Source organism: Mesorhizobium sp. M0590, from assembly GCF_040320905.1.
Taxonomy (GTDB): domain Bacteria; phylum Pseudomonadota; class Alphaproteobacteria; order Rhizobiales; family Rhizobiaceae; genus Mesorhizobium.
This window is the reverse complement of record NZ_JAMYQN010000005.1, coordinates 143,067-169,245: the sequence shown is the minus strand read 5'-3', so window position 1 is coordinate 169,245 and position 26,179 is coordinate 143,067. Positions and strand designations below refer to the sequence as shown.

The 26,179-nt window shown below is 62.9% G+C and carries 32 protein-coding genes; 16 read left to right on the top strand and 16 right to left on the bottom strand.

Going from position 1 to position 26,179, the window contains the following annotated elements; all coding sequences use genetic code 11:
- Positions 1 to 82 precede the first annotated feature (82 nt).
- The 5 genes from NKI52_RS11135 to NKI52_RS11115 all read left to right on the top strand — a co-directional run bounded on the left by NKI52_RS11135 (position 83) and on the right by NKI52_RS11115 (position 1,610).
- The gene (locus NKI52_RS11135; protein ID WP_023676110.1) at positions 83 to 301 is read left to right on the top strand and encodes a hypothetical protein; all 219 of its coding nucleotides are present in this window, start codon (positions 83 to 85) and stop codon (positions 299 to 301) included.
- Positions 302 to 335: 34 nt separating this feature from the next.
- The gene (locus NKI52_RS11130; protein ID WP_352575475.1) at positions 336 to 773 is read left to right on the top strand and encodes a GFA family protein; all 438 of its coding nucleotides are present in this window, start codon (positions 336 to 338) and stop codon (positions 771 to 773) included.
- Positions 774 to 922: 149 nt separating this feature from the next.
- Positions 923 to 1,081 carry a hypothetical protein gene (locus NKI52_RS11125; RefSeq protein ID WP_023676108.1) on the top strand — a complete coding sequence of 53 codons (159 nt, stop codon included), beginning with the start codon at positions 923 to 925 and terminating at the stop codon, positions 1,079 to 1,081.
- A gap of 127 nt (positions 1,082 to 1,208) precedes the next feature.
- On the top strand, positions 1,209 to 1,388 hold the full coding sequence (locus NKI52_RS11120; RefSeq protein ID WP_292657139.1) for a hypothetical protein: 180 nt from the start codon (positions 1,209 to 1,211) through the stop codon (positions 1,386 to 1,388).
- 3 nt (positions 1,389 to 1,391) lie between these two features.
- Positions 1,392 to 1,610: a hypothetical protein gene (locus NKI52_RS11115; RefSeq protein WP_352697962.1), complete on the top strand. Its 219-nt coding sequence runs from the start codon at positions 1,392 to 1,394 to the stop codon at positions 1,608 to 1,610.
- 43 nt (positions 1,611 to 1,653) lie between these two features.
- Here the strand turns inward: NKI52_RS11115 and NKI52_RS11110 are convergent, their stop codons facing one another.
- The gene (locus NKI52_RS11110; protein WP_352634508.1) at positions 1,654 to 1,929 is read right to left on the bottom strand and encodes a hypothetical protein; all 276 of its coding nucleotides are present in this window, start codon (positions 1,927 to 1,929) and stop codon (positions 1,654 to 1,656) included.
- A gap of 447 nt (positions 1,930 to 2,376) precedes the next feature.
- Here NKI52_RS11110 and NKI52_RS11105 point away from each other — a divergent pair, with 447 nt between their 5' ends.
- The 9 genes from NKI52_RS11105 to NKI52_RS11065 all read left to right on the top strand — a co-directional run bounded on the left by NKI52_RS11105 (position 2,377) and on the right by NKI52_RS11065 (position 10,221).
- On the top strand, positions 2,377 to 3,093 hold the full coding sequence (locus NKI52_RS11105) for a GntR family transcriptional regulator (protein ID WP_352569263.1): 717 nt from the start codon (positions 2,377 to 2,379) through the stop codon (positions 3,091 to 3,093).
- A complete protein-coding gene (locus NKI52_RS11100; RefSeq protein ID WP_023676103.1) occupies positions 3,093 to 4,187 on the top strand; it encodes an LLM class flavin-dependent oxidoreductase in 1,095 nt (364 codons plus the stop codon). Before NKI52_RS11105 ends, NKI52_RS11100 begins: the two co-directional genes overlap by 1 nt.
- Positions 4,187 to 4,732, top strand: coding sequence for a flavin reductase family protein (locus NKI52_RS11095; RefSeq protein WP_352697960.1), 546 nt, complete (start codon positions 4,187 to 4,189; stop codon positions 4,730 to 4,732). Before NKI52_RS11100 ends, NKI52_RS11095 begins: the two co-directional genes overlap by 1 nt.
- Positions 4,733 to 4,823: 91 nt before the next feature.
- Positions 4,824 to 5,801, top strand: a complete 978-nt coding sequence (gene dctP / locus NKI52_RS11090) for a TRAP transporter substrate-binding protein DctP (protein WP_352569265.1) — start codon at positions 4,824 to 4,826, stop codon at positions 5,799 to 5,801.
- Positions 5,802 to 5,878: 77 nt separating this feature from the next.
- Positions 5,879 to 6,391, top strand: coding sequence for a TRAP transporter small permease (locus tag NKI52_RS11085; RefSeq protein WP_352451558.1), 513 nt, complete (start codon positions 5,879 to 5,881; stop codon positions 6,389 to 6,391).
- 3 nt (positions 6,392 to 6,394) lie between these two features.
- Positions 6,395 to 7,705, top strand: coding sequence for a TRAP transporter large permease (locus NKI52_RS11080; RefSeq protein ID WP_023676099.1), 1,311 nt, complete (start codon positions 6,395 to 6,397; stop codon positions 7,703 to 7,705).
- Positions 7,706 to 7,731: 26 nt separating this feature from the next.
- Positions 7,732 to 8,451 carry a hypothetical protein gene (locus tag NKI52_RS11075; protein ID WP_023676098.1) on the top strand — a complete coding sequence of 240 codons (720 nt, stop codon included), beginning with the start codon at positions 7,732 to 7,734 and terminating at the stop codon, positions 8,449 to 8,451.
- A gap of 42 nt (positions 8,452 to 8,493) precedes the next feature.
- Positions 8,494 to 9,252, top strand: coding sequence for an HpcH/HpaI aldolase family protein (locus NKI52_RS11070; protein ID WP_023676097.1), 759 nt, complete (start codon positions 8,494 to 8,496; stop codon positions 9,250 to 9,252).
- Positions 9,253 to 9,264: 12 nt separating this feature from the next.
- The gene (locus NKI52_RS11065) at positions 9,265 to 10,221 is read left to right on the top strand and encodes a C-terminal binding protein (RefSeq protein WP_023676096.1); all 957 of its coding nucleotides are present in this window, start codon (positions 9,265 to 9,267) and stop codon (positions 10,219 to 10,221) included.
- Between the two features lie 214 nt (positions 10,222 to 10,435).
- Here NKI52_RS11065 and NKI52_RS11060 read toward each other — a convergent pair whose 3' ends face one another.
- The 8 genes from NKI52_RS11060 to NKI52_RS11025 all read right to left on the bottom strand — a co-directional run bounded on the left by NKI52_RS11060 (position 10,436) and on the right by NKI52_RS11025 (position 17,765).
- Positions 10,436 to 10,915, bottom strand: coding sequence for a MaoC/PaaZ C-terminal domain-containing protein (locus NKI52_RS11060; protein ID WP_023676095.1), 480 nt, complete (start codon positions 10,913 to 10,915; stop codon positions 10,436 to 10,438).
- Between the two features lies 1 nt (position 10,916).
- On the bottom strand, positions 10,917 to 11,993 hold the full coding sequence (locus NKI52_RS11055; protein WP_023676094.1) for a Gfo/Idh/MocA family protein: 1,077 nt from the start codon (positions 11,991 to 11,993) through the stop codon (positions 10,917 to 10,919).
- Entirely contained in the window at positions 11,986 to 12,315 is a 330-nt protein-coding gene (locus NKI52_RS11050; protein WP_352697958.1) for an L-rhamnose mutarotase, read from the bottom strand. Before NKI52_RS11050 ends, NKI52_RS11055 begins: the two co-directional genes overlap by 8 nt.
- A 9-nt stretch (positions 12,316 to 12,324) precedes the next feature.
- Positions 12,325 to 13,437, bottom strand: coding sequence for a mandelate racemase/muconate lactonizing enzyme family protein (locus NKI52_RS11045; protein ID WP_023676092.1), 1,113 nt, complete (start codon positions 13,435 to 13,437; stop codon positions 12,325 to 12,327).
- 4 nt (positions 13,438 to 13,441) lie between these two features.
- Positions 13,442 to 14,539, bottom strand: coding sequence for an ABC transporter ATP-binding protein (locus tag NKI52_RS11040; RefSeq protein WP_352697956.1), 1,098 nt, complete (start codon positions 14,537 to 14,539; stop codon positions 13,442 to 13,444).
- 1 nt (position 14,540) lies between these two features.
- On the bottom strand, positions 14,541 to 15,407 hold the full coding sequence (locus NKI52_RS11035; protein ID WP_352451567.1) for a carbohydrate ABC transporter permease: 867 nt from the start codon (positions 15,405 to 15,407) through the stop codon (positions 14,541 to 14,543).
- 2 nt (positions 15,408 to 15,409) lie between these two features.
- Positions 15,410 to 16,306, bottom strand: a complete 897-nt coding sequence (locus tag NKI52_RS11030) for a carbohydrate ABC transporter permease (RefSeq protein WP_352575504.1) — start codon at positions 16,304 to 16,306, stop codon at positions 15,410 to 15,412.
- A 142-nt stretch (positions 16,307 to 16,448) separates the two neighbouring features.
- Entirely contained in the window at positions 16,449 to 17,765 is a 1,317-nt protein-coding gene (locus NKI52_RS11025; RefSeq protein WP_352697954.1) for a type 2 periplasmic-binding domain-containing protein, read from the bottom strand.
- Positions 17,766 to 17,924: 159 nt separating this feature from the next.
- Between NKI52_RS11025 and NKI52_RS11020 the strand changes: the two genes are divergently transcribed.
- Positions 17,925 to 18,713, top strand: coding sequence for an IclR family transcriptional regulator (locus NKI52_RS11020; RefSeq protein ID WP_352575508.1), 789 nt, complete (start codon positions 17,925 to 17,927; stop codon positions 18,711 to 18,713).
- 65 nt (positions 18,714 to 18,778) lie between these two features.
- Positions 18,779 to 19,615: an amidohydrolase family protein gene (locus NKI52_RS11015; RefSeq protein ID WP_352697952.1), complete on the top strand. Its 837-nt coding sequence runs from the start codon at positions 18,779 to 18,781 to the stop codon at positions 19,613 to 19,615.
- 131 nt (positions 19,616 to 19,746) lie between these two features.
- Here NKI52_RS11015 and NKI52_RS11010 read toward each other — a convergent pair whose 3' ends face one another.
- From NKI52_RS11010 to NKI52_RS10980, 7 genes are all read right to left on the bottom strand, one after another.
- Complete coding sequence (locus tag NKI52_RS11010) at positions 19,747 to 20,175, bottom strand: hypothetical protein (RefSeq protein ID WP_352697950.1); 429 nt, start codon at positions 20,173 to 20,175, stop codon at positions 19,747 to 19,749.
- Between the two features lie 199 nt (positions 20,176 to 20,374).
- On the bottom strand, positions 20,375 to 21,340 hold the full coding sequence (locus tag NKI52_RS11005) for an ABC transporter permease (RefSeq protein WP_352697948.1): 966 nt from the start codon (positions 21,338 to 21,340) through the stop codon (positions 20,375 to 20,377).
- A 5-nt stretch (positions 21,341 to 21,345) separates the two neighbouring features.
- The gene (locus NKI52_RS11000; RefSeq protein ID WP_352697946.1) at positions 21,346 to 22,296 is read right to left on the bottom strand and encodes an ABC transporter permease; all 951 of its coding nucleotides are present in this window, start codon (positions 22,294 to 22,296) and stop codon (positions 21,346 to 21,348) included.
- On the bottom strand, positions 22,293 to 23,036 hold the full coding sequence (locus NKI52_RS10995; protein ID WP_352697944.1) for an ATP-binding cassette domain-containing protein: 744 nt from the start codon (positions 23,034 to 23,036) through the stop codon (positions 22,293 to 22,295). The genes NKI52_RS11000 and NKI52_RS10995 overlap by 4 nt, the downstream gene beginning before the upstream one ends.
- On the bottom strand, positions 23,029 to 23,766 hold the full coding sequence (locus tag NKI52_RS10990) for an ATP-binding cassette domain-containing protein (RefSeq protein ID WP_352621016.1): 738 nt from the start codon (positions 23,764 to 23,766) through the stop codon (positions 23,029 to 23,031). The genes NKI52_RS10995 and NKI52_RS10990 overlap by 8 nt, the downstream gene beginning before the upstream one ends.
- A 57-nt stretch (positions 23,767 to 23,823) precedes the next feature.
- Positions 23,824 to 25,011 carry an ABC transporter substrate-binding protein gene (locus NKI52_RS10985; RefSeq protein ID WP_352697942.1) on the bottom strand — a complete coding sequence of 396 codons (1,188 nt, stop codon included), beginning with the start codon at positions 25,009 to 25,011 and terminating at the stop codon, positions 23,824 to 23,826.
- A 20-nt stretch (positions 25,012 to 25,031) separates the two neighbouring features.
- Positions 25,032 to 26,174 (bottom strand): extracellular solute-binding protein, encoded by a 1,143-nt coding sequence (locus tag NKI52_RS10980; RefSeq protein ID WP_352575676.1) that lies wholly within the window; start codon positions 26,172 to 26,174, stop codon positions 25,032 to 25,034.
- Between the last annotated feature and the right edge of the window lie 5 nt (positions 26,175 to 26,179).

Sequence of the window (26,179 nt, the reverse complement as noted above, 5' to 3'; positions counted from 1 at the left end):
GGGTCCGTACCGTCACGCCGTCCGTCTAACCGGAACCATTTCCGCCATCGTTTGTTCGGCTCGAAGAAAGGAGCCGCGCGAAATGGAGCGACGTAATGCGTTAATTGCGATGGTGATTTCGGCCATCATCATCGTCGGCCTTCTCATAGGCTTTTTGTACGGCGATATGGGCTGGCAGACTTCGCCGCTCAAAAGAGCCCCTGAACAGAACCAGGGTGGCAATGCTCCGGCCGATACCTCGCCTGCCGCCGGCATCAAGAAGAACCCCAAGGAAAATACCGAAATGCCAGGCCAGCAATGACGTAGGGCCAGCAATGAAATTCAGCAGCAAGGCAATGCCACGAACTGAAACGGGTTCCTGTTTTTGCGGCGCCATAACGGCGGAGATGCGCGGCGAGCCTTTCTGGATTTGCTCCGATCACGATGACGACTGCCGCAAGGCGATAGGAAGCCCGCTAACGGTGTGGGTCGGTTATCGGCCCTCTGAATTCACCTTGCTCACCGGCACGCCGAAGACCTTTTCGAAAACCCCAGGCGTGCTTCGGTCCTTCTGTGCGGATTGCGGAACATCGATCGGCTATGTCGACCAGGGCCTGCCCGACGAACTCTATTTGGCGATCGGCTTCCTCGATCATCCCGAACGGTTTCCGCCGCAGGCCCACGCATATTGGGACATGAGGCTTCCATGGGTCGACTTTCCAGACGAGCTGCCGCGGGTGGGGACGTATTCGAGGCGGCGCGATCCGGCCTTCGGAAATCCGGCGGAACGCTAGCTTTCGATCCCTTCAGTGGTTGGGAAACGTGCCTTTCGCGACTTGGTATGAAAACGACAATTGGCGCACGGCTGAAAACGCGCGATCATATGCCAATGGGCCGCCGTTTGGATGACAAGCTCGATTGCAAGGCGTGCGGGACGATCCTGATGGAGATTCCCGACAACCCGAAGGATTCGACGCCGATCCATTGCAGCAATTGCGGCGCCTATCTCGGCGAATGGGGCGATCTGCAGGAGGATTTCTTCAGGCAGGCGTTCGGTGCCCAGGCCTTCGATCTGAACAACGGAAACATCATCAAGAAATAATCCTGGATCCCGCCGGCCCCAAGCCACGGCCTGTGGACCCGGCTCGTTGCGGCAATCACCGTTAGTATCGGACCCTCGGGAACCTTTCTCCCGAGCCGCTTGTTTGGGTGGCGGAAGGAGAAACGCCATGAGCACAAAACCTCCGCCTGTGCCGCCGAAGAATCTGAGCCCAAAAGGCGCCGGTGACAAAAAATCGGTAGCAGCCGACCAGGCGCCGCAATCTGCCGTTCCGGATCCCGACAAGCAGGGCCAGCAAGGCAATACGAAGGTCAATACCACCCATCAAGGCAACGTCCAGGATCGCTAGGTCATGTCCACGTCGAAGAAGACTCCTGCCAGCATCCGCCAGGGCGGTCCCGGCGCCGCGCACGAAAACGCCAAGAAGCCGCTGAGCATCGAAAAGCCGCCGGCCGACTCCGACCGTCGCAGCCACAGCAAGGTCTCCGGCGGCGGCGGCGAACGCGACAGCCACCATACCCACGACCCCGAAAAGAAAGGCGACACTCGGTCCGCGCATCAGGACAAGTGAAGTCGGGCGGCGATGCGACGATCGGTGAGGTTCGAGCGAAGTGTCAGCGGGGACGGCGCGCCAAGGCAAACGGCACGACGTTGTCGACATTTACTACCGGGACCACCGGCAAGTCGAACAGCATCGGAAGCCCCCGCGTCGCGGCCATTTCCACGATCAGCTCCTCGATCGAGTGATCGGTCAGACGGGTCTCGACGCCCAGCCGGATCATCGCCGCCAGCTTGTGCACCGGCACCGGCACGGACTTCGCCCGGTCGTCGAGCAGCTTGCTGATTTCGATCACGACGTCGGCGTCGATATTCCTGGGCAAGTCTCGCATAAGCGCCTCCCCGCCAAACGAAACGAAAAGCCCGCCGCACCTTTCGATACGGCGGGCGATCCAGTAATGCGTACCGGCGAGGGGATCGGGGTGGGCGTGCCGGCGCGCGCAGATCGCAAGTAATTTTAGTTAAATCCGTCAACTTCGATGTGTCACGGAAAAACGTCTGTACGTTTTTTACCGAACCGCGCGGATCGTTAGCTGTCCCCGCCGTCGCGCGGCGCGGCAGCACGGATGGCGCGATCCATTGCCCTCCGGACAGCGAACTCAAACAGTATACATTATAAACTTAAAACATCTTGCCAGGTGATCCAGCCTATGCTCCACTTGAGCCGGGAACATGGCTGATAGGTCGATTTCTGCCGACACGTGGCTGCATTTCAAACGGCACGACTGCGAGAACACAGCCTCAAACGATATACGAAATCTTCGCATGGGAAGGCGTGGATGACGGAAACGATAGAGCTCAAACGGGTTGGCGATGGCAATCTGCGTGCCCAGGTCTATCAACAAATCCGGCTGACGATACAGCATGGCGAATTGGCGCCTGGCCAGAAGCTCGTCGACGTCGATATTGCCGCCCAGCTCGGCATTTCCAGAATGCCTGTCCGCGACGCCTTGATGCAGTTGGTGCATGAGGGCTATCTCGTCGGCACCACACGCGGCTTCACCCTGCCCACGCTTACCGCGACGGATGTCGCCGACATCTTCGAGGTCCGCCGCCTGCTTGAGCCACGGGCCGCCGCGCACGCCGCACGGACACTTGACGCCGCTGGCCTCAAGACCCTGGCAGCCGCGCTTCGGGAGGCCGAGGCTGCGGCCGCCGCCGGCGATGCCGACCGCTTTTTCCAGGCCAATTCGGCATTCAGGAATTGTTGGCTCGGCGCCGTCGAGAACGAGCGCCTTTCCCAAACGATTGCAAGGTTCGCCGACCACGTGCTCGTCGTCCGCTTAAGGACGCTGTCGCACCAGCCGACGCAGGCCGTTATCGTTGCCGGCATGCGCGCAATCTATGAGGCATTCGTCAAGCGCGACGCCGTCGCCGCTTACGACCGCATGACCCACTTCATTCAGAACGCCGAGGAGCGTTTCATGAAGCTTAGCCCACCGTTTCAAGACTCCAACGGTGAAGGTGAGGGCATGTCGCGGCAGGGGAAAGCATGATCAGGAAGCAGCACCCGCTGAAAGGGCCGAACAGGTTCAAGCTCGGCGTCTTTTCCATGAACGCCGATGGCGGCCTGGCAATGACCACCGTTCTCGAGCGCTGGCATGCCCGCTGGGAAGACAACCTCAACTCCGCCTGCATCGCCGATCGCGCCGGCCTCGAGTTTCTGCTGCCGATCGCCCGCTGGCGCGGCTTCGGCGGTTTGACGCATGTGCGGGAATGGTCGTTCGAGACTTTCACCTGGGCGGCGGGCCTTGCTGTCGCCACGGAAAACATCGGCCTGTTCATGACGGTGCATGTGCCGCTGGTTCATCCGCTGCAGGCTGCAAAAGCGCTGGCGACGGTCGACCACATCTCCAATGGGCGGGCCGGCTTGAACATTGTCTGCGGCTGGAACCCCGACGAGTTCGCCATGTTCGGGCAGACGGTCGGCGATCGAACCTACGATCAAGCCGAGGAATGGATCAACATCATCGTGCGTGCCTATCAATCGAGGGAGCCGTTCGATTTCGGCGGCGAGTTCTATGATCTGAAGGGGGTCGTCAGCCGCCCGCCAAGTCTGCAGGCGCCACGACCGGTGACCATGAACGCCGCCTTCGGCGCGCCAGGGCGCAACTATGCAGCGCGCCACTGCGACTATTTGTTTTCGACTTTTTCCGAAATCGCCGACGGCCGTGCGCATGTGGTCGACATCACCAACCGAGCGGCCGAAGTCGGACGCGAAGTCGGCGTCTATACGGTCTGTCACGTCGTCTGCCGGGAGACCCAGCAGGAAGCCGAGGACTACTACCGGCATTACGCGCTGGAATGCGCGGACGAGGGTGCGGTCGACGAGCACATGCGCAAGAAGAAGGAATTCGCGAACTCGCACGACGCGAAGGCTTTCACCGAATATCGGCAAAGGTTCGCCGGCGGTGCCGGAACGTTCCCGCTCATCGGCACGCCGGAAAAGATCGTCGACGATCTCACTGAGATCATGGACCAGGGCTATTCCGGCGCCGCCCTTACATTCGTCAACTACACCTACGAATTGCCCTTCTTCTGCGACCGCGTGCTGCCGCTGATGCGCCAGGCCGGGCTTCGAGTCAATTGATGCCGGCGGCCGCCATTCCGACCCCGTGGGTGGATGGGCACGACGCCATCAATCCGCGCGCCTTCAAGCAGGCGATGCGGGCCGTGGCGGGCTCCGTCGCCATCCTCGCGTCGGAGCATGACGAGATCGGCTTTTGCGGCATCACGGCGACGGCCCTCTGTTCGTTCAGCGCCGAGCCGCCGTCGCTGCTGGCCTGCGTCAACCGCGGCAGCACCTTTGCCTCGGCCATCCGCGAAGGATTGCCGTTTTCGGTCAATCTTCCCGCCGGCGACCAGGAGAACGCTGTCCGTGCCTTTGGCGGCATGACCAAAGCCAAGGGCGCCGCGCGGTTCTCGTCCGGATCATGGGTGCGTGGCGAAACCGGCGCGCCTCTGCTTGTCGGGGCACGGGCAATATTCGAATGCCGGGTGGCCGAAATCATCGTGCGGGCATCGCACATGATCGTCATCGGCATCGTCTCGGGCGTTGCGCTGGACCGCGCTCATCGATCGCCGGTCTTCTACGCGCATGGGCGGTTCCTGACAGTAGGAGATGATGCCAACTAACCGCCGTTCACGTGGCGGCGCGGCGATTGCAATTTCAGATCGGCCCGATCATGGGCCGGATCATGGGCGAACTATCAGAGGGAGTACGGCAATGCGCATTTGGAAATCCCTTGTTCTGGCTGCACTCATGTCGGGTGTAGCGGGTATCGCCACGGCCGAAGAGGTCGTCCTCAACGCCGTGCATTTTACGCCGACGCAGAACGGCTACGCCCAGAGCTTCCTGAAGTTCGTTCAGAAGGTGAACGAAAAGGGCAAGGGCGTGGTCCAGATCAACGTGCGTGGCGGGCCGGAGGTCATTCCGCCGATCCAGCAGGGCGCGGCGCTCAGGAGCGGCCTGATCGACGTGATCGACACACCGGCAGGGCAGTTCCTCGAACTCGTGCCCGAAGGCGAGGTTTTCTCCGCATCGACGAAGACGCCGTGGGAGGTCCGCGACAATGGCGGCTGGGATTTCATCAGCGGGATTTTCGAGAAGAAGGCCAATGCCCATCTGCTGGCGCATGTCGACGCGGGCTCGGGCTTCAACGTCTTCACCGTCGACGAACCTAAGCTCAACGATGAAGGCAGCATCGAGTGGAGCAGTTTGAAGATCCGCTCGTCGCCGCTCTACCGCGATTTCCTTGAATCCTTGGGCGCAACGGTGATCGTGCAAGCGCCGGGAGACGTCTACACTTCGCTCGAGCGCGGCGTCGTCAATGCCAACGCCTATACCGTATTTGGCTATGCGTCCTTCGGCTGGGACAAATTCACAAAATACCGTGTCGACCCGCAGTTCTTCAAAACCGACGTGCTGATCTCGATCAACAAGGCGAAATGGGACACGCTGTCACCCGAGGCGCAGAAGCTGCTTGCCGACGCGGCCGTCGAATACGAGCGCGTGAGCTATGACGCCAATCTCGCCGAGTCCGAAAAGCAGGCACAGGCAATGATCGGCGGCGGGCAGAAGGTGATCAGCTTGACCGGCGCCGGCCGCGACAAATTCCTGGCGGCTGCCACGCAGGCAAGCTGGGCGAGAATGACCAAACGCGATCCCACCAACATCGATCAGTTGAAGAAATTCTTCCAGTAGCCCGAGCCGAGGGTGCCTTGTGCGCCCTCCATCAAAGCTGGACCAAGGGGCAAAGGTGGACGTGAGGGTCGTCGGGCATGGACGGATTGTTTGCAGCGATCGGGAAGCTGAGCCTTGCGTTGGCGGCGGCGGCAAAAGTGGTGCTTGGCCTGATCATCGTCGCGGTGGTTGCTGATGTGTGCGTCCGCAATCTGGGCCTGAGGCCGCTTGCCTGGGCAGTATCGGCGACGGAATACGGTCTGCTCTATGCGGCATTTCTGCCGATGCCCTGGCTGGTCCACAGCAAGGGCCATGTCTTCGTCGAGTTCCTGCGCCAGGCGCTGCCGGTGCGGGCACGGGCGGTGCTTGAAAAGCTGGTCTATCTCGCCTGCATTGCCGTCAGCCTCTACCTTGGCAGCGTCGCTCTGTCTTCGCTGACAAGTGCTGTGGCGGGCGGCGAATACGAAACGCGCAGTTTCGATATGCCGAAATGGCTGGTCTTTCTGCCCATCATGCTCGCCTTCTATCTCTCGGCGCTGGAATGGCTCAGATATCTGCTCGGCCGTGACACGCTGTACACGCTCGATCCGCTGGAAATGGAAGGGCTCTGACCGGTGGCCTGGCTGTTTCCATTCGCCGTGCTCGTCGGCACCATCCTAGTGTTGATGGGGCTTGGGCTGCCGGTCGCCTTCGCGTTCTTCGTCACCAATGTGATCGGGCTGTACCTGTTCTTCGGCGGTTCGATCGGCGTGACGCAGATGGTCGCCAACTTCTCCGACGCTGTCTCGACCTATGCGCTTGCTCCGCTGCCGATGTTTCTCGTCATGGGCAGCCTGTTTTTCCGCTCCGGCCTCGGCGAGAAGGTCATCTACGCGCTCGACCTGTGCATCGGCAATCTGCGCGGACGCCTCGCTTATGTCGTCCTCGCCGCCGGCACGATCTTTTCCGCGCTGTCAGGTTCCAGCCTCGCCAATACCGGCATGATGGGCTCGCTGATGGTGCCCGAGATGCTGAAGCGAGGCTACAAGCCTCATATGGCCTACGGCCCGGTGCTTGGCGCCGGAAGCCTTGCCGTCATCATCCCGCCATCCTCGCTGGCCGTCTTGCTCGGCTCGCTTGCCCAGATCGACGTCGGCGCGCTGCTCATAGCGGGGGCTCTGCCTGGACTGCTGCTCGTTGTCATGTACGCGGCCCTGATCTTCGCGCAGACGAAGATCGATCCGGACGCCGCTCCGCACTATCCGGTACCCGCCGTTCCCGCGGCCGAGAAGGTGAGGGCGGTCGCCGTCAACATCATTCCGATGAGCGTCATCGTGTTCATGGTGGTCGGCACGATCATCCTTGGGATAGCGACGCCGACGGAATCGGCCGGACTCGGCTGTGCCGCCGTCTTCGCCTTGTTGTTTGTCTACCGACGGTTCAGCTGGTCGGTTGTCTGGAAGTCGCTGGACGATGCGATGAAGGTCACCGGCATGACCTTCCTGATCATCTCGGCTTCGACGACGTTCTCGCAGATATTCGCCTTCTCCGGCGCCTCCAACGGCTTTATCCAGTTCATCGTCGGCTACGATCTTGGACCGTATCCCATGCTGCTCATGATGGTGCTCGTCATCCTGTTGCTCGGCATGTTCATGGATCAGGTCTCGATGATGCTGATCACGCTGCCGATCTTCCTGCCGATCGCCCAGCAATTCGGCTACGAGCCGGTATGGTTCGGGCTGATCCTGCTGCTCGCCTACGAGGTCGGCTTCACCACGCCGCCGTTTGGTCTGCTGCTGTTCATCATGATCGGCGTTGCGCCGAAAGGCACATCGCTCAAGACGGTTGCCATGGCTGCGGCGCCTTACATCGCGCTGACGCTTCTGCTGATCCTGCTGATTGTCCTCTTTCCGCAGATCGCTCTCTTTCTTCCGAATTTGATCTAGTCGAACTCGATCCAGCAGGTGTCCACATGCGCTTTGCCTATCTTGCTTTCTTCCATGATGACCGCGAGGCAAATTTGGCCATCGCCGGCGAAGATGTTGACGCCGTGCGGCGTGTGATTGCTTCAACGCCGGGCCTTGCGCTTGCAAACATCTATCTACCCGAAGTGGCGACGGACATGTTCAACAACGATGGTCCACCGCCGGTCTTTGGCTTCCAGCTCTATTTCGACGAACTGGCGGACATGGAGGCGGCGCTGGCGCCGTCCGGCCATCTGCAGACGCTTGCCGCACCTGGTATGCTGTCGAGCATCGCCGGTTCGAGGCCGACGCAACAGGCAATGTGCGTGCGTCCGTTTCCCGTCGACGACGCTGGCGTCAAGACATCCGGGCTCCCCTGCAGCTATCTTGTCCACTATCCCGGGCCGGCCGAAGACATGAATGCCTGGCTCTACCACTATGTGACGCATCATCCGCAATTGATGCGGGGCTTCCCCGGTATTCGCCACATCGAGGTTCTGTCGCGACTGGATTGGTGCGGTTCGCTTCCCTGGCCGCGGGTCGACCATATGCAGCGCAATCGGGTCATGTTCGACAGTCCCGCGGCATTGACGCACGCGCTGCAATCGCCGGCGCGGCTGGAGATGCGCGCCGACTACAAGACCTTCCCGCCGTTTTCAGGCGGCAGCCGGCATTTCCCGATGTCGACGGAAGCCATGCCTCCTTTGTCGCGGACCACCGCAACCTAGCGCGAACAGTTTTCGCCGACGCCGAAAATTTCTGGAGATTTCATGTACGACTTTCGCAAGAAATGTGTCTCTCTCGATCGCCTCATCGGTACCTTCTGTGCCATCCCGCACCCTGTGGCGGTCGAAGTGGCCGCCGCCAGCGGGGTCGATTTCCTGTGCATCGACTGGGAGCATTCGCAGATCGGCCGCGAACGGCTCGAGGATCTGATCCGCGCCGCCGATGTCCACAGGATTCCCGCGATGGTGCGCGTTCCCGGCCACACGCCGGAGTGGATGGCGGCCGCGCTCGACGCCGGCGCGTCGGGTGTCCTGGTACCCCGCGTCTCCACGGCCGAGCAAGCGCGCATGGCGGTCATGGCCTGCCGGTACCCGCCGGTCGGCGCCCGCGGTGTCGGCCCGGGCCGCGCCGCCGGTTATGGCTACAGGATTCCGGACTACCTCAAATCGGCCAACGAGGTCCTGACGGTCGCCATCCAGGTCGAGACGGCCGAAGGGCTCGCCAACATCGACGACATCGTCCAGGTCGACGGCGTCGACGTGGTCTTCATTGGCCCCGGCGACCTGTCGGTCTCGATCGACGCGATGGGGCCGGCCGGCCAGGACAAGCTCAATGCCGCGATTATGAGGATCGCGGCCGCGGCGCGCACGGCGCGCAAGGCCGTCGGCATCTTTCGCCCTTCGGCGGATGATGTCGGCAAATGGTCGCGGCACGGCATCAGCTTCTACATGCTGGCCAGCGATACGATGTTTCTCGGGGCCGGCCTTGCCGCCGGCGTCGCCTCGGCGCGCAGCGCCTCATAGCAAGAGTTTGCCATGAAGATCATCAAGACCGACGGCGTGTTGTCAGTCGAGGAAGAGCAGCTGCGCTACCTCGACGGCTTGAGCGCCGAGTTTGTCGAAAAGACGCTGCTCACGGAAGATGCCCTGATCGAACACTGCCGCGACGCCGACGCATTGATGGTATTGCGGGAGCCGATCACGGCTCGCGTTTTGGCGGAACTGAAGAGGCTCAAGGTCATCGGGCGGTTCGGCGTAGGGCTCGATTCGATCGACGTCGAGGCCGCCAGCCGTGCCGGTGTTCAGGTAACCTACGTGCCGGACGCCAATCTGGTTGAAGTCAGCACCCACGCCATAGCCCTGATCCTGGCCTTGACGCGCAGGCTGAAACAGTTCGACAGCGCGGTGCGCGCCGGCCGCTGGGCTGCAATGACCGACGGCGCCGGCATCACGCGGCCCGACAGGCAGATCCTCGGCCTGATCGGCTTCGGCCAGATCGGGCGGCTGACTGCCGAGCGGGCGCGGGTCTTCGGCTACCACATCATCGCCTACGACCCGCATATGCCGGCCGAGCGCATCGCGGCCAGTGGTGCCGAACCGGTCGGCTTCGACGATCTGCTGGCCAGGGCCGATATCGTCTCGCTGCACGTTCCAGCGACACCGGAGACCAGAAACATCATGTCGGCGCAAGCCCTGTCGCGGATGAAGGAAGGGGCGATACTCATCAACGTGGCCCGCGGCGGCCTGGTCGACGAGGTCGCATTGGCGGACGCGATCCGGCGCAGCCATCTGGCAGGCGCCGGCATCGACACGTTCGAGCGGGAGCCGCCTTCGCCCGACAATCCGCTGCTGGCGCTGGACACCGTCCTGGTCAGTCCACACGCGGCGCACTACTCGACCCAGTCTTACGCGGAGGTTCGCAACAAGGTGTTTGCCGATGTCGCATCGGTCCTGCGCGGCGGCAAGCCGGTATATCCGGTCAACCGGATATGACCAATTCCCGATGTCTGCACCACCTCTATCCGCCTGCTCCGCGGAACCCAAGTCCTGCAAGTCGGCGTTCGCAGGGCGATAAGGGGCAGCGCAACCTGTCGCGGTTGTCCGGTTTGCCACATTTTGTTCTTGCTTTGTGCCGGCAGCTATGCTACTAATTTGCGTATGGTGCTGATTCGCACCGAGGACCCGCCGCAAGGCGGTTTTTTTGTCTTTAGGTTTCAGCGCCATCCGTCGAGGCTCTGCTCGGCTTGTCGCGACGCTCGACGATGTAGATGTGATCGGCGACCAGCACCACGTCGCCATGCTGGTTGATCACCTCGCAGCGCTCGACGACCCGGCCTGAATCGGGTCGCTTCGGGTCGTCTTCCCTAGCCGAGATGGTGGTGCGGGTCCTGATCGTATCGCCGATGAACACCGGCTTGATGAAGCGCAGCCGGTCGTAGCCATAGGAGAAGGCAACCGGGTTGACGACGCTGGCCGTCAGCCCGACGCCGACCGAAAACACCAGCGTGCCGTGGGCGATGCGCTGGCCGAACGGCGTCGTCTTCATGAACTCGGCGTCCATGTGGTGGGGAAAGAAATCGCCGGTATGGCCGGCATGGACGACGAAATCGGTCTCGGTGATGGTGCGCCCGCTGGTCATGCGCGACGAGCCGATCCGGTAGTCCTCGAAATAGACAGTCTGCTCCATGTCAGGGCCTCGCCGCGATCGGTGTTGCCGGCGCCGCGCTCGATCGGTAGGCGGCTTCGACCAGCGCCATCGTGTTCCAGCCGTCTTCGACGGAACTGACAAGCTCGGCGTCCTCGCCCGACGCGTAGCGCTGGACATTGGCCATGCGGCCGGCAAAGGCGTCCGGAAACCATGCGCCGACGAGTGGAACCGCAACCCAGTCCGTGCCGCCTTTGGGGTAGATTTCGAGAATGTCCGGCTCGCCGCGCGGATAGTCGAGGTTGACGCCCAGTTTGAGGTAAGCGGCGCCTTCGGTGCCGCAGATGCGGAATTCGCAGGCCTGATGTTTTCGACCGAATTTGTGATCGTGATTGATCGACAGTGCACAGCGCACGGTGTCGCCATAGTCGAGGATCGCGCTGGTGCGCGTTTGCGCAACCTTATGGCCGGGGTGGCCGAGTGTCTTGGCATGAACCCCCTTGGGGTCGCCGAGCAATTGCCGGATCAGGTCGAGATAATGGATGGAATGCATGGTGATCTCGACGCGCGGCGCCTGCAACAGGAATTCCCAGAGCTGCCAGGGTGTCGCCAGCGCCAGCCATGCGTCGAAATCGACCACGTCGCCGAGCCAGCCCTTGGCGATCGCATCCCTGAGCGCCAGCATCATCGGCGCGAAGCGCAGCTGGAAATTCACCGCCGCCTTCAGGCCTTTGGAGCGGCAGATTTCGAGGATGTCGGTCGCCTCGATGAGATTGCTGCCCATCGGCTTCTGGATCAGCGCCACCGCACCATCGGGCAGCGCCCTGAGCACCCCGGCATGATAGGCCGGCGGCGTCGCCAGATCGAAGACGGCGTCCTTGATTGACGCAGCTTCCTCGACCGACCGGTAAGCGGTGACGCCCCATTTCTGCGCCAGTCTTTCCGCCTTGGCCAGGTCGGGGTCGAAAAGCCCGGCAACCGGGAAACCGGCTTTCCCATAGGCCGGGAAATGCGCATCGCCGACGATCGAGCCGGCGCCGAAGATCACGATCGGCCTGGGCTTTGACGGCTGTGCCCAGGCCTGGGAGAGCGAGGCAGGATCGAAAATGTCATCAGTCATAATGGAAGACTTCGTCCATCGACGCCCACCACTCGCCCTCCTTGCGGGTCGGCAGCGGCTCCTGGCACGGCATGCAGAGCGCCCACCATTCCTGCGTCGTGGGATCGGCGGCCATCTTCGCCAAGTCGGCGGCATAGTCGGTGCCGTGGTACTCGAAGGTGCTGAACAAAAGGTGCTCCGGCTCCCTCAGATAAATCGAATAATTCTTGATGTTGCAGGCGGAAATCATCTTGAGGACGTCCGGCCACACAGCAGCGTGAAGCCGCACATACTCGGCGACTTTCTCCGGCTTGAGGCCGAGCACCATTCCCATTCGCTGCATGTCCGCCTCCTATTTTTCTATCGCCATGGTGAATTCCGCGATGCTCTTCGCCTTGATCGCATCCCAGTCCCAGTCGATGCCGATGCCGGGTTCGTCCGGTGCCAATGCGTGCCCGTCCTCGATACGCATTTTCTTGCCGGTCAGCTGGTCGAGCTGGGGAATATACTCGACATATCTGCCGTTCTGAACGGCGCATGTCAGGCTGACATGCAGTTCCATCAGGAAATGCGGGCAGACCGGTATGTCGAACGCCTCGGCTGCATGCGCCACCTTCAGCCACGGCGTGATGCCGCCGATGCGGCCGACATCGACCTGCACGATCGAGCACGCGCCCTTCTGCATATATTCGCGGAAATGCCGGATCGAGTAGAGCGACTCGCCGACGGCGATCGGCGTCGACGTCGCATTCGACAGGCGGATATGGCCGTCTATGTCGTCGGCCGGCAACGGTTCCTCGATCCAGGCGAGATCGAGTTCACGCAAGCGCTCGGCCCGGCGGACTGCCTCGTCGACCGAGAAGCCCTGGTTGCAGTCGGTCATGATTTCGTAGGAGTCTCCAACCGCCCGGCGCACCGCCGTCAGCCGGACAAGATCCTCGGAGCCGTGCGGCTTGCCGATCTTGACCTTCGAGCCGCGAAAGCCCTTGCCCTTGGCGGCCAGCGCATCCGCGACCAGCGCCTCGGTTTCGATATGCAGCCAACCGCCTTCGGTCGTGTAGAGCGGGCAGCGGTCCTTGGCGCCGCCGGCCAGCTTCCACAGCGGCAGCCTCTGTTTCTTGGCCCGCAGGTCCCAAAGGGCAGTGTCGATGGCCGCCAGCGCGATTGCCGTGATCGCGCCGATCGTCGTGGCATGGGTGGCGAACTCCAGCTCGTGCCAGATCGCCTCGATCATGTCGGCATCGCGGCCGATCAGCCGCGGCGCAAGGTGGTCGGCCAGCAGCCGCATCACCGAAGAGCCGCCCGTGCCGATCGTATAGCTGTAGCCGGTGCCGACCGCGCCGTCGGCGTCGGTGATGGTGACGATCGGTGTTTCCTGGCTGACAAAACTCTGGATGGCATCGGTGCGCTTGACCTTCGGCACCAGGTCGACCATCCGCAGTTCGATTTTCTCGATCTTTGCCATGATTTTAACCTCGCAATGTCCTGCCTGTTTCGGCGGAAAACAGATGGGCCTGCGACAGGTCCAGGCTCATCTTGACCCGGTCGCCGGCTTTCAGCGGCTTTGGATTGAGCATCCGCGATACCCAGTCGCTGCCGTTGAATTCGGCGAACACCAGCGTCTCGTTGCCGAGCGGCTCGGTGACGGTCACCGGCAACTCCACCTGGTGGACGTCGACGTCTTCGCCGGAGCTGATGCCATGCCCGGTCGGATAGATGTCGTCGGGCCTGAGGCCGAACACGACTTTGTCGCCGGTTCCGACATTGGCCTTGAACTGGCTGGGCAGAGGCAATCTCTCGCCGCTGGCGAACAGCAACTGTCCGTCGTCGACAACCGCCTCATGCAGGTTCATCGGCGGCGAGCCGATGAAGCCGGCGACGAAGCGTGTCTGCGGCCGGCGGAAGACCTCGTCGGGTGTGCCGACCTGCTCGATGAAACCGTCACGCATGATGACGATACGGTCCGCCAATGTCATCGCTTCGACCTGGTCATGGGTGACGTAGATCACCGTCGACCGGACCTTGGCATGCAGTTTCTTGATCTCGGTGCGCATCTGCGTCCGAAGCTTGGCGTCGAGATTGGAAAGCGGCTCGTCGAACAGGAAGACGTCGGGATCGCGCACGATGGCGCGGCCCATGGCGACGCGCTGGCGCTGTCCGCCGGACAGCTGCGACGGCCGGCGGTCGAGCAATTGGTCGAGGCCGAGAATGCCGGACGCTTCGGCGACGCGACGGTCCATTTCTTCCTTCGCGGCGCCGGCTATCTTGAGCGAGAAGCCGAGGTTTTCGCGCACGGTCATATGCGGGTAGAGCGCGTAGGACTGGAACACCATCGAGATGTTGCGCGAGCGCGGCGGCAGGTCGTTGACCATGCGGCCGCCGATCTCGATGACGCCGTCGCTGATCGCCTCGAGGCCGGCGATCATGCGCAGGGTTGTCGACTTGCCGCAACCGGACGGCCCGACCAGCGCGATGAACTCGCGGTCGGCGACCTCGAGGTCGATGCCGTGCACCACCGCCACCGGGCCGTAGCTTTTGGTGAGGTTCTTGAGCGATACGGTTGCCATGTCAGCCTTTCACCGCGCCGGAAGTGAGGCCGCCGACGAGGTGTTTCTGGACGATGAAGGTAAGCGTGAGCGCCGGTATGACCATGACCACGGCGAGCGCGCACATGCCGCGCCAGTCGATGGTGAATTCGGCCGTATAGTCGAGCAGGCCGACCGGCAGGGTCTTGGAGTTGATCGAGCGCGTCAGCTGCGAGGCGAGCGCGAACTCGTTCCAGGAGGTGAGGAAGGCAAAGATGCCGGCCGAGGCGATGCCGGGCCCGGCGAGTGGAAACTCGACCTGCCAGAAGGCCTGCCAGCGCGTGCAGCCGTCGATCTGCGCGGCTTCGGCGAGATCTTTCGGCACCTGGCGGAAAAAGCCGTCGATCAGCCAGACGGTGAACGGCACGTTGAGCGCGACATAGACCAGGATCAGCCCGAAATGCGTGTCGATGATGCCGAGCCGCGCAAAGACGAAGAACAGCGGCAGCGACAGCGCGATGCCGGGCACCGTGCGCGTCAGCATCAGGCCGAGGAACATCGCCGACTTGGCGCGAAAGCGGTAGCGCGCAAAGGCGTAGCCGCCGGCCATGCCGATGACGATGGCAATCACCGTCGAGGTCACCGAGATGATCAGCGAATTGCGGAAGTAGTCGAGCACCGGAATGCCGCCCTGGCCGACGCCGCTGAACATGGCGATGTAAGCGTCGAGCGAGAGTTGCTGCGGGATCCACACCGGCGGCTTGGCCATGATTTCGACGGTCGGCCGCAGCGACGACAGCACGATCCAGATGCCGGGCAGGCAGATGACCAGCATGGCCAGGAACAGCCCGATGCCGTGAACGATTCCGAGCGCTTTGTTGCCGACGCGATGCAGGCTGTTCTGGTCCATGCTCACCACTCCGCCGCGATCTGCGTGCGCGCTGCGGCGAGCTTGCGGTAGAAATAGACGGTGAACAGGATCGACAGCAGGATCGAGAAATAGGCCATGGCATTGGCCATTCCCATCCTGGCATCGCTGTAGGCGGTGCGGGCGACCAGCGTCCAGACCAGTTCGGTGCGGCCGGCGGGGCCGCCGTCGGTCATGATCTTGACGATGTCATAGGCGCGCGCGACGTCGAGTGAGCGGATGGTCATGGCGATGAAGGCAAACGGCATGACGAACGGCCAGGTGACATAGCGGAATGTCTGCCACGGCGTGCAGCCGTCGACGCGGGCTGCCTCGACCGGTTCGCGCGGCATCGCCAGCAGCCCGGCCAGGATCAGGATCGCGAACACCGAGGTCGACGACCAGATCTCGGCGATCAGGATGGCGATGAAGGCGAGATTGCCGTCGATCAGCCACGGGATGGCGCGATCGGTCAGGCCGAGCCCCTGCAGGGCGTTGTTCACCAGGCCGATATTGTCATTGAACATGAATTTGAACTGGAAGCCGACGAGGATCGGCGAAAACATCATGGGGAACATCATGATGGTGCGCAGGATCCGCTGGCCGCGCGATGCCTTCTCCACCAGCAGCGCCAGCCCGAGCCCGATCAGCATTTCCAGGTTGAGCGCGACGGTCAGCAGCACCACGGTGCGGGCAAAGGCGACCCAGAAAGCGCGGCTGGTCAGGATGGTGACGTAGTTGCGCGCGCCGATGAAGACCCAGAACGTCTCCGGCCTGGTCAGCCGGAACGGCGTGAAGCTGGAATAGAGCGAAAGCAGCAGCGGCACCACCACCACCGCTGCCAGAACGATCACCGCCGGCAGCAGGAGCAGCAATGGCGGCGAAGGTCTCCAGCCTTTCATGGCGATCCGGTTCTGGTTGGTGCCCGGACACCGAAGGCCGCCATCGGCGAGCTGGGATCAAGACAAAGCGTGTTGCGCATGGTTCGTAAAAAGTTCGGGGACGCCGCTCTTCGCTGAGCGCGGCGCCCCCTTGGGAGAACGGTCAAAGCTTGCCGGCGTCCTCGAGGATTTGCGTGGCCTTGGCGGCAGCGTCGTCCAGCGCCTGCTTTGAGGTCTTGTCGCCAAGGATGGCGGCCTGCAATTCGGGATAGACGGCGTTGGAGATTTCGATCCATTCAGGTGTCTGCGGCACGGCAAAAGCGTGCTTTGCCTCTTCCTGGAAAGCCGCCAACACTTCCTTCTTGTAAGGATCATTGGCCGCCTGCTGGATGTCCCAGTCCCACACCGCCGTGCGGGTCGGCAGTGGGCCGCTTGCCGCCTCGAGCTTCTGGCTGTCCTCATTGGTCAGGAACCAGACCAGCGATGCCGCGGCGTCCTTGCTGGCGCAGTTTTCGGTGACCGAAAATCCGTGGTGCCCCGACCAGCCGGTGCGAATGCCGGCCGATCCCTTCGGCGCCACCTTCACGCCGACATTGCCGGCGACCTTCGACGACTTCGGATCGTTGAAGAAGCCTGCCCAGCCCGGCCAGTCGAGGTTGATGGCGACGGTGCCCGAGGCAAAGCCCTGGCCGAGATCGTCCCACAGATAGTTGGTGGTGCCGGCCGGCACCGCCTTGGCCTTGTAGAGATTGACGAACCAGTCGAGCGCGTGCACGCCGGCTTCCGAGTTGAAGGCCGGCTTGCCATCCTTGTCGAGGTATTCGCCGCCGTCGGCGATGAGCATCTCGTAAAAGCGGCCGTTGATCGCCTCTTCCTTGCCGGCGAACTGGGTACCATAGAAATCGGGCGGGCTGGCGAAGAATTCCGCCTGCTGGGCGACCTCGTCCCAGGTGTCGGGCGGTGTCAGTTCCTTGCCGTACTTGGCCTTGTAGGCGGCCTTCTTGGCTTCGTCCTGGTAGAGGCTCTTCTGGTAGTAGAGCGCCGACACGTCGAACTGCGCGCGCGGCAGCATCACCAGCTTGCCGTCGAGCGTCGAGGCCTTGATCGTCGACGGCACGAAGGCGTCGATCTCCTCCTTCGGCAGCAGCTTGTTTAGGTCGGTGTAGATATCAGGATATTGCGGCGCGAAGGACGAGTGGTTCGACCCGACGCACCAGTTGATGCTGCCGGAGGCGATGTCCGACTTGATTTCCTTGTCGAGCTCGAAGTGATTTTTCTTCGAGATCACGTTGACCTTGGCGCCGGTCAGTTTTTCCCATTCGCCGATGCGCGCGTACAGCCCTTCATATTGCTGGCCGCCGATCAGCTTGGCGTCGATGGTGACGCCGTCGAATTTGCCGGGCAGGTCGGCAGCAAGGGCACTCGCACCCAGTGCGAGCAGCGTTACGCCGGCCGACAGGCCGCAAAACAGTTTCGTCATTGGTATCCTCCCAAGAGTCTGCGTCGATCCATAGCGAGGGCTGATCGGCAGCTTCATTCATATACAAACAAAACATTTATAGGATCGTCAAGCCGAAAGTTCTTCCGGAAGCAATGCCGTTATGCGTATATGAAAGATGAAATTCACTGGAGAAGCCCAATGGCAGAGGACGAGGAAGACGACCGCTATCGAGCCCCGGCGTTGGACAAGGGGCTCGACATTCTCGAGCTGCTGGCCGGCGTCGACGGCGGCCTGACGCAGGCGGAAATCGCCAAGAAGCTCGACCGCAGCCCGAACGAGTTCTACCGCATGCTGGACCGGCTGGTGCGGCGCGGCTACGTCACGCGGCCGGATGGCGACCGTTATTCGCTGACGCTCAAGCTGTTTGGCCTGGCGCAGCTGCACGCGCCGGTGCGCCGGCTGGTTTCCTATGCGACGTCGCTGATGCGCGAACTGGCCGAAACCACACAGCAGGCAAATCAGCTCGTCGTCTTCGATCGCGGTTCCGCGGTGGTGATCGCACAGCAGGAGGCGCCGGATTACTGGGGCATCTCGATCCGCGTTGGCTCGCATATCAGCCTGTTCGACACCGGCTCCGGCCATGTGTTGCTGGCGTTCCGCCCGCCGGAAGAGCGGCAGATGATGATCTCAGAACATCTGCGCAGCACCGACAAGCCACCGCAATCGCCGGAATTCTTCGCCCGCCTCGATCAGATCCGGGAACGCGGCTACGAGATGATGGCGTCGATGCAGACGGCAGGCGTGTTCAACCTGTCGACGCCCGTTCTCGGCTCGGACGGCAAGGCCATCGCCGCACTGTCGATCCCCTACATAACCCTGGTCAACGCACCCAAGGCGCCCGACATTACGAGGACGATTGAGCTGCTGCTGGCAGCGACCGAAAAGCTGTCGCAACTGGCGGGATCGACCGTCAAGCAATCGCGATGAATTCTTATTTGAATGAAGAATTTCTCCGTGAGATGATCCCGAAGTCGCCAAGGAGGAGCGCCACCATGATCTTCGACACCCATCTGCACCTGATCGATCAGTCCGCGCTGCGCTATCCCTGGCTGGCCGGCGTGCCGGCGCTCAACCGCGATTTCTCCTACGACGAATATGCAGTCCAGGCCCGCCGCGCCGGCATCGAGGGCGCATTGCATATGGAGGTCGATGTCGATCCTGCCGACATCGAGGCTGAAACCAGCCGTGTCAAAGCGCTGTCGCGGGAAAAGGCCAGCTTGCTGCGGGGGGCAATTGCCTCCTGCCGTCCGGAAGGGCCCGGCTTTGCCGCCTATCTCGAGCGCCAGCGCGCCGATCCTTTCGTCAAAGGCTTTCGCCGCGTGCTGCACGTCATGCCGGACGAGCTTTCGGAGGGCGCGCTGTTTCGTGAAAACATCAAGCGGCTTGCCGGCACCGGCCTGAGCTTCGACCTTGTCGTTCTGCCGCACCAGATCCCCAAGGCGATTGCACTCGCCGACCTCGCGCCGGACGTGCAGTTCGTGCTCGACCATTGTGGCGTGCCCGACATCAAGGGTGGTGCCGAGCACCCCTGGCGCGAGCACATGGCGGAGATCGCGCGGCGCCCGAACGTCGTCGGCAAAATTTCCGGTGTGGTCGCCTATGCGGATGCCGGATCCTGGACTGTCGAAACGCTGCTTCCCTATGTCGAGCACACCATCGAATGCTTCGGCTGGGACCGCGTCGTCTGGGGCAGCGACTGGCCGGTCTGCACGCTCGGCGGCGGGCTTGCGACCTGGATTGCGGCAACGCACGCGCTGATTGCCGGCACCAGCACCGATGAACGGCAACAACTGCTGTCCGGCAACGCCAAGCGGCTGTGGCGTTTGTAAGCCGGCTTACTTTAGGGTCAAAACTCAATCACTCCGAACGGCCGAGTTCGACCATTTCGGTCGTAGGTCGGTCAGCTAGGAATTTCCAGAACCGGACCCTCGGCTTTGCGAGGCGGCGGCTGCTCGGTACGCTAAGCAGGCGAAGGCGACCATGCGACTTCAAGCTCGCGGAGCATTCCGCCGGGAAGACCATCTTGACCGGGTAATGCGCGGAACCTTGCCCCATAAAGGGTCGGCAGTTCCTGAAGTCGCGCTATCTGTTCGTCGAGCCAGAACTGCAGTTCGTCGTATTCAGCGTCGCCGCCGTAGCCCGGATGGGTCTCAAGTTCAGCGTCGCCGCTATGAAATTTGCGCTCCCAAGCCCGATAGATGTCCCAATTGCGCATTGCGCGTCGCATGAACTCAGGCCCAATGGGATAGAGCTTGAAATTGTCAGAGTAGTCGTCCGCGCCTTCGTCAAACTGAGAAGCGAAATAGTGGGGAGCGCCATCCAAATCAGCTACGCCGGTCCGAACCCCGTCGTAAAAATCCCAAATTGCATGCACCTGTTCATATCGCATTGGAGAGCACCATACCGCGTGGAAAGTCTAGCGCCAATGTCCGCCTTTGCTGAGTTTCAGGCGAAAGGGGCGGGCAGCCGCCTGATTGAACGGATTCATGGGAGGCGCTTCAAGTTTCTTGTTTTTATGCATGTCGTTAGCGCAAAACCGTTGCGCACCCTCGGTTCACGCCCGAGGGCATGCTTTTGCGCGACGTGAATTAGATCGTCGCCGAGACGTGCCGCTCGCGACCGTACAGCGAAACCAGGAGCACGATGACCAGGCCAAGTGCCGCCTGCACGGTCGAGGGCCGGAAGCCGAGGCCGATCAGCAGCGTGTTGATCTCCGTCAGCACCAGCACGCCGGCAATGGTGCCGAAATAGCTGCCGCGGCCGCCGACAAGGGCGGCGCCGCCGACCACCACTGCCGCGATCGTCTGGAACAGATAGGGCTGGCCGACATCGCCATAGGCAGAGCCGGTGAAGCCGAGCAGCAGCACGCCGGCTGCGGCGGCGAAGAAGGCGCTCGCGGCATAGGTCACGGTCCACATGCGGACCGGATCGATCAGCGCCAGCGGCGCAGCACCTGGATTGCTGCCTAGGGCGTAGAGACGGCGGCCGTATGGCGTGCGCGCCAGCACCAGCGCCACCAGCAAGGTCAGCACCGCGACGCATGGCACCAGCCCCGGCACCGGCAGCGGTCCGACCGAACCGCCGATCGAAACGAAGGCGGAAACCGCGGCAGGCGCCGATCCGGATGGAAAGCCGCCGGTCCATAACAGGACGACGCCTTGCACGATCATGCCAGTGCCGAGCGTGACGATCAGCGGGTGGATGTCGAGCCCACGCGAGATCAGGCCGTTCAGCGCCCCGATCAGTATGGCGAGCGCGACGACGACTGCGCAGACAAGGGCAAAATTCCAGCCGCCGCCGTAGAGCTGTGCGGCAACGACATTGGCAAAGCCGATGATGAAGGGGATCGACAGATCGATACCGCCCAGGATTACGACGAGGGTCTGGCCGATCGATGCCACCGCCAGCAGCGAGGCGATCACCAGCAGCGCCCGGATGGCGAACGGCTGGGAGAAGCCCGGGATGAGCAAGGTGCCAAGGAGATGCAAGGCGACAGCGACGGCAAAGGCACCGGCGACGCGGGCATTGGTGGATTGGAACCAGGTCTGGCGCATGCTTCTCAGCCTTTCCCTCCCGAGAGCCGTTCCTGCAGCGCCGTCATGATGACGGCCACAACCAGGATCGCGCCATAGGCGATCTGCAGCACATAGGTGGAGACGTTGAAGGCGGTCAGCACGCTCTGCAGCAGGAAGATGTCGACAGCGCCGATGGCGGCGCCGGCGAGCCCGCCGCGCCCGCCGGCAAGGCTGACGCCGCCGAGCGCCACCGCGGCAATCGCGATCAACGTGTAGGTTGGCCCGATATTAGGGTCGGCCGAACCGATCAGGGCGGTCAGCATGAGGCCGGCACAGGCGGCAAGTAGGCCGGTCATGACATAGGCGATGAAACGTACTTTCGTCACCGGAATGCCGGCCGTGTAGGCGGCGCGGTCGTCGCTGCCCACCGCCATCAGCTGGTCGTAATAAGGCGTCTGTCGCACCAGCCACCAGAACAGGAAGATCAGCGCCAGCGGCAGTGCCGACCAGGGTCCGGCCATTGCCTTCAGCCAGCCCGGCGCCGGCCCGATCGGCGCCGGCAGGACGGTCAGCGTCATGCCGGTGAGGATCAGATAGGTGCCGAGCGTCGCAACGATCGGCTGGATGCGAACGATGGTCGCCAAGAAGCCGTTGGCAGCGCCGACGATTGCGCCGATCAGAAGCGCCGCCGGCACGATGACCAGCGGCGAAGACATGCCAAGCCTGAGAAACAGCAGCTGGATCACCATCGCATTGACGAAGCCCATCAATGGCCCGACGGAAATGTCGATGCCGCCGCGCCCGGCCAGGATCACCGGAGCCGAGGCGACCGCTGCGCCGATCAGCGGCGCGGCGAGCCCGATCAGCGCGCCCCAGGCGGCAGGATGGAAGCGCGCCGGATTAAGCAGCAGATTGACCGCGATCAGGATGACCAGCAGAACTGCCGCAAAGCTAGCGCCGCGCCATCGCGCCGCCATGCGCCGCAACCCGCTCATGCGGCGCGTCCGAACATGGCGGCTATCACCGTATCGCTTTTCATGTCGTCTCCGGTGATTTCGGCCGCGACCTGCTGTTCGCGAAATACCAGCACGCGATGGCAAAGCAGCAGGATTTCCTCGATCTCGCTCGACAGGATGACCAGCGCCATGCCGTCGGCGGCCAGCCTGCGGAACACGTCATAAAGGACGTGGCGCGTCGCCACGTCGACACCGCGTGTCGGATCGTTGAGGAGCAGGATCGCCGGTTCCAACGCCAATGCGCGGGCCAGCAGCACCTTCTGCTGGTTGCCGCCGGAAAGCGTGGTGATCGGGGCGTCCGGCCGTGGCGCGATGATCGACAGTCTGTCCCGATAGCTCTCATAGCGCTGCCGCCGCGCGGCGAAGCTGAGCAGGCCGAAACGCATATCGCGCGACAGCGTCGAGACGGCAAAATTGTCGAGCACCGATTGGGTCGGAAAAATGCCGGTGGTGCGCCGGTCGCGCGGCAAATAGGCGATGCCGCCGGCGACCGCCTTGCGGAAATTGGTGATCGCGCGCGCTCCGGTTGGCGCCTCGACGGTCACCTCGCCGCCGGCCGGGCGTTCCAGGCCGGCCAGCACTTTCAGGAACCGCTCCTGTCCGTGGCCGTCGAGGCCGGCAAGGCCGACGATCTCGCCCGGCGCAATGGTTTGCGTCATGGGGCTTGCGCCCGGCGCGATCACTAGGCCGCGCACCGAAAGGCTGGCGCGATCAGCCATGCGCCAGCTCCGCCGCCGTGCGTGGCGCCATCGCTCTGAGAAGTTCGGATGCGGTGGACGTGCCGCGTTCCTCAGTCGTCACCACGCTGCCGCCGCGCAGCACGGAAATCCGGTCCGAAAGCGACATCACCTCGTCCATGCGATGGGTGATGAACAGGATCAGGCAGCCTTCGGAGGCAAGCTTGCGCATCATGGCGAAAACCGCCTCGCGATCGGCAAAGTCGAGCGCAGCCGTAACCTCGTCAAGGATGAGAATGCGCGGGCTGCGCACCACGGCGCGGGCGAGCACTACCAATTGCTGAACCGCAAGCGGCAATTGCCCGGCCAACTGGTCGAGCGGGATCTCGGTCACCGCAAAGCGCTTCAGCACCGCTTGCGCGCGTTGCCGCCGCTCGGCGCGCGGCACGGTGCGCGTCAGCAGGCCGTCGAGGCCGAGCAGGATGTTGTCCGTCACCGAACGGTCAGGCGCGATCAGCACTTCCTGGAACACGGTGGCCAACCCGGCGGTCTGGAACGCCGCCGGCGAGAGGCCGGTAAAGGGCGCTCCGTCGAGCAGGATCGCGCCGCTGTCCTGCTGCACGATCCCCGACAGCAGCTTGACCAGGGTGCTCTTGCCCGAACCGTTCTCGCCCAGGATGGTGTGGATCGTGCCGGCGCGGAATGCGATGGAGGCATTGGCCAGCGCAATCGTTTCGCCGTAGCGTTTCGAGATGGCCTGGACTTCCAGCATGAGCAATCCTGATGGAGAAAGCCGGCACCGCTGGTGCGGAGCCGGCCCTCATAAATGCTACTTGGCGCAGGCGTCCGGCACCTTCGAATAGTCCCAGCCCTTGGTCGGTGCCGGATTGGCGAAATAGGCATCGAGCCATTCCTCCGGCATCGGATCCTTCGGCGGGACCGGGAAGATCGAGACGGCGTCCGGCGTCATGCAGTCCTTGTACCAGGCGCCGAGGTCGGCATTGTGCACCGGCGGAATCGGGATCAGCAGCGTGTTGAGCCTGGGCTTCTGGCCCTCGAGCATACGCGCACCGACACGAAACAGCGTCTCGGCCGTCCAGTGCGGCAGAACCGCATGGCCTTCGAAGCGGTATTTGTCGGGATTGGCCTTCCAGTAGCCGAGCGCATCGCCGGTGATCGAGCCGGTGATCAGCGGGGCAGGGCGGCCGGCCTCGGCAAAGGCCTCGGCGACGACGCGGCTTTCGCTGCCCGTCGTCCACACTGCATCGATCGGCGCCGGATTGGTGGCGATTGCCTGCAGCACCGCCGTCTTGGTGACGTTGGCCGTCCAATTGCCGTTGACGGTGCGCGAGACCTTGAGCTTTGAATTTTCGGCCAGCTCCTTGTCGGCACCCTGGCGCTCCTGCACGACGATCGGGTGACCGGCAATGCCTTCGACCAGAAGCACGCTGCCGCCGTCCGGCATTGCTTTGCCGATCGCGGTCATCATGTCGTAGCCCCAGCGCGCATAGTTGGAATCGACGTTGATCGCATTCGGGCTGGTCACAGACCCAGCTGCCGTGATGAAGGGGATGCCGGCTTTGGCTGCGGCATCGATGGCGTCGTCCAGCGCCGTTGCCGAGCCGGGGATCGAGGTGATGATCGAGCATTTCTTGTCGATGAAGGCGCGGATCTGGTTGATCTGCTGACTGGCGTCGTTGTTGGAATCCGACACCTCGAAGCTCGCCACGGTGCCGTCGGCGATCAGGCCGTCGACCAGCCGCTTCAACTCCTTGGTCACGGTGACGCGCCACGGATTGCCCTGGTAGGACTCGGAGTGGCACCATTTCCACGGCTTTGACGGCGGCGTGAAATTATCCCAGGCCGACGGCAGCACCTTTTGCGGCGCGCCGTCATATTGTGCCTTCAGTTCGGTCGGCAATCCAGCAATCACGCCCGAAACGTCTTGAGCGCAGGCTATGGTCGTGACCGATGCAAGTGCGGTTGCGGCCAAAAGGCCGCGGATCAGGCTGTTCATGTTCTCCTCCGTTCGGTTGTTCAGGCTCCTCCGCCGGCAACGCCGGACACCTGCGTCGAAAGGCTCTCCCGAAACAGGCGATTGAGATCGGCAACGACGCGAGCGGCATTGTGCCTTTCGCTCTGGCCGAGATTGATGCGATCGGACGCCGCCTGCTGGAACGCCATGTAGCCGTCGTGCCGCGGCCTCACCCAGGCATCTTCGAGCGTGGCCCGGGTGTCCTTGTAGAAATTGCCGGCGGCGGCGTTGACGGCGGCATCCGTCCAGGCTGCCGCATGGCCGGGCTGGCCGCCGGCCGAGGCGTAAGGGCCGCGCTGCACGTCACCGCTGGCGATCCAGTAGGCGAAGTCGATTGCCGCCTGCCTGGCCTTCGAAAAGGCCGACACGGCAATGCCGGTGCCGCCGAGCGCCGAGCCGATCGGGCCGGCATTGCCAGCGGCCGGGATATCCGCGAAAGCCAGGCGGTTGGGTCGAAACCCGGCGATGGCATAGGAGACATAGCCATAGATCAGCGGCGCGCAGGCGATCCGCGAGCCGGATCCGGCCATTTGCTCCAGAACCGCGATCGGATCCATGCCAAGACAGGCCGGGTCGACGAGGGCTGCGATCTCGCGCATCATCTCGAAGACCTGCTTGCCCGCTGCCGGATCCACATGGTCGCCAGGGCCTTCACCGGCGGGCCGGCCGAGATTGCCGGCAAGCGTGTAGAACACCATCAGCGAATGCGGCGGCCTGAGCGGCAACAGCACGTGGCCTTGCCGGGCCAGATCGAGGGCATCGGCCCAGCTCGCCGGCGCAGCCGAAAGCATGTCGGGCCGCCATGCCTGCACCTGGCTGGCCGCGTCGATCGGAAACGCCCACTGCCGGCCTTGCCAGTCGTAGCTCGGAAAGGACCGGCCGACACTGCCCGCCGCAAGTGCTGCACGTTCGGCTTCCCGGCCGGCGACATCGAGCGGCGCCAGGCAATTCTCGGCGGTGATCTGGCCGACATGCGGATGGTCGACGACGATCAGGTCGTAGGCACGGGCCAGTTCCTCGACCGGGAAGGATTCGAAATCCTGCAGCGAGCGCTTGTCCCATTCAACGGCGATGCCAGTTTGTTGCTTCCACAGTCTCGAACAGGCGACCATCGGGTCATAGCCGCGCGGATGGCTCCAGGTCATGCCTT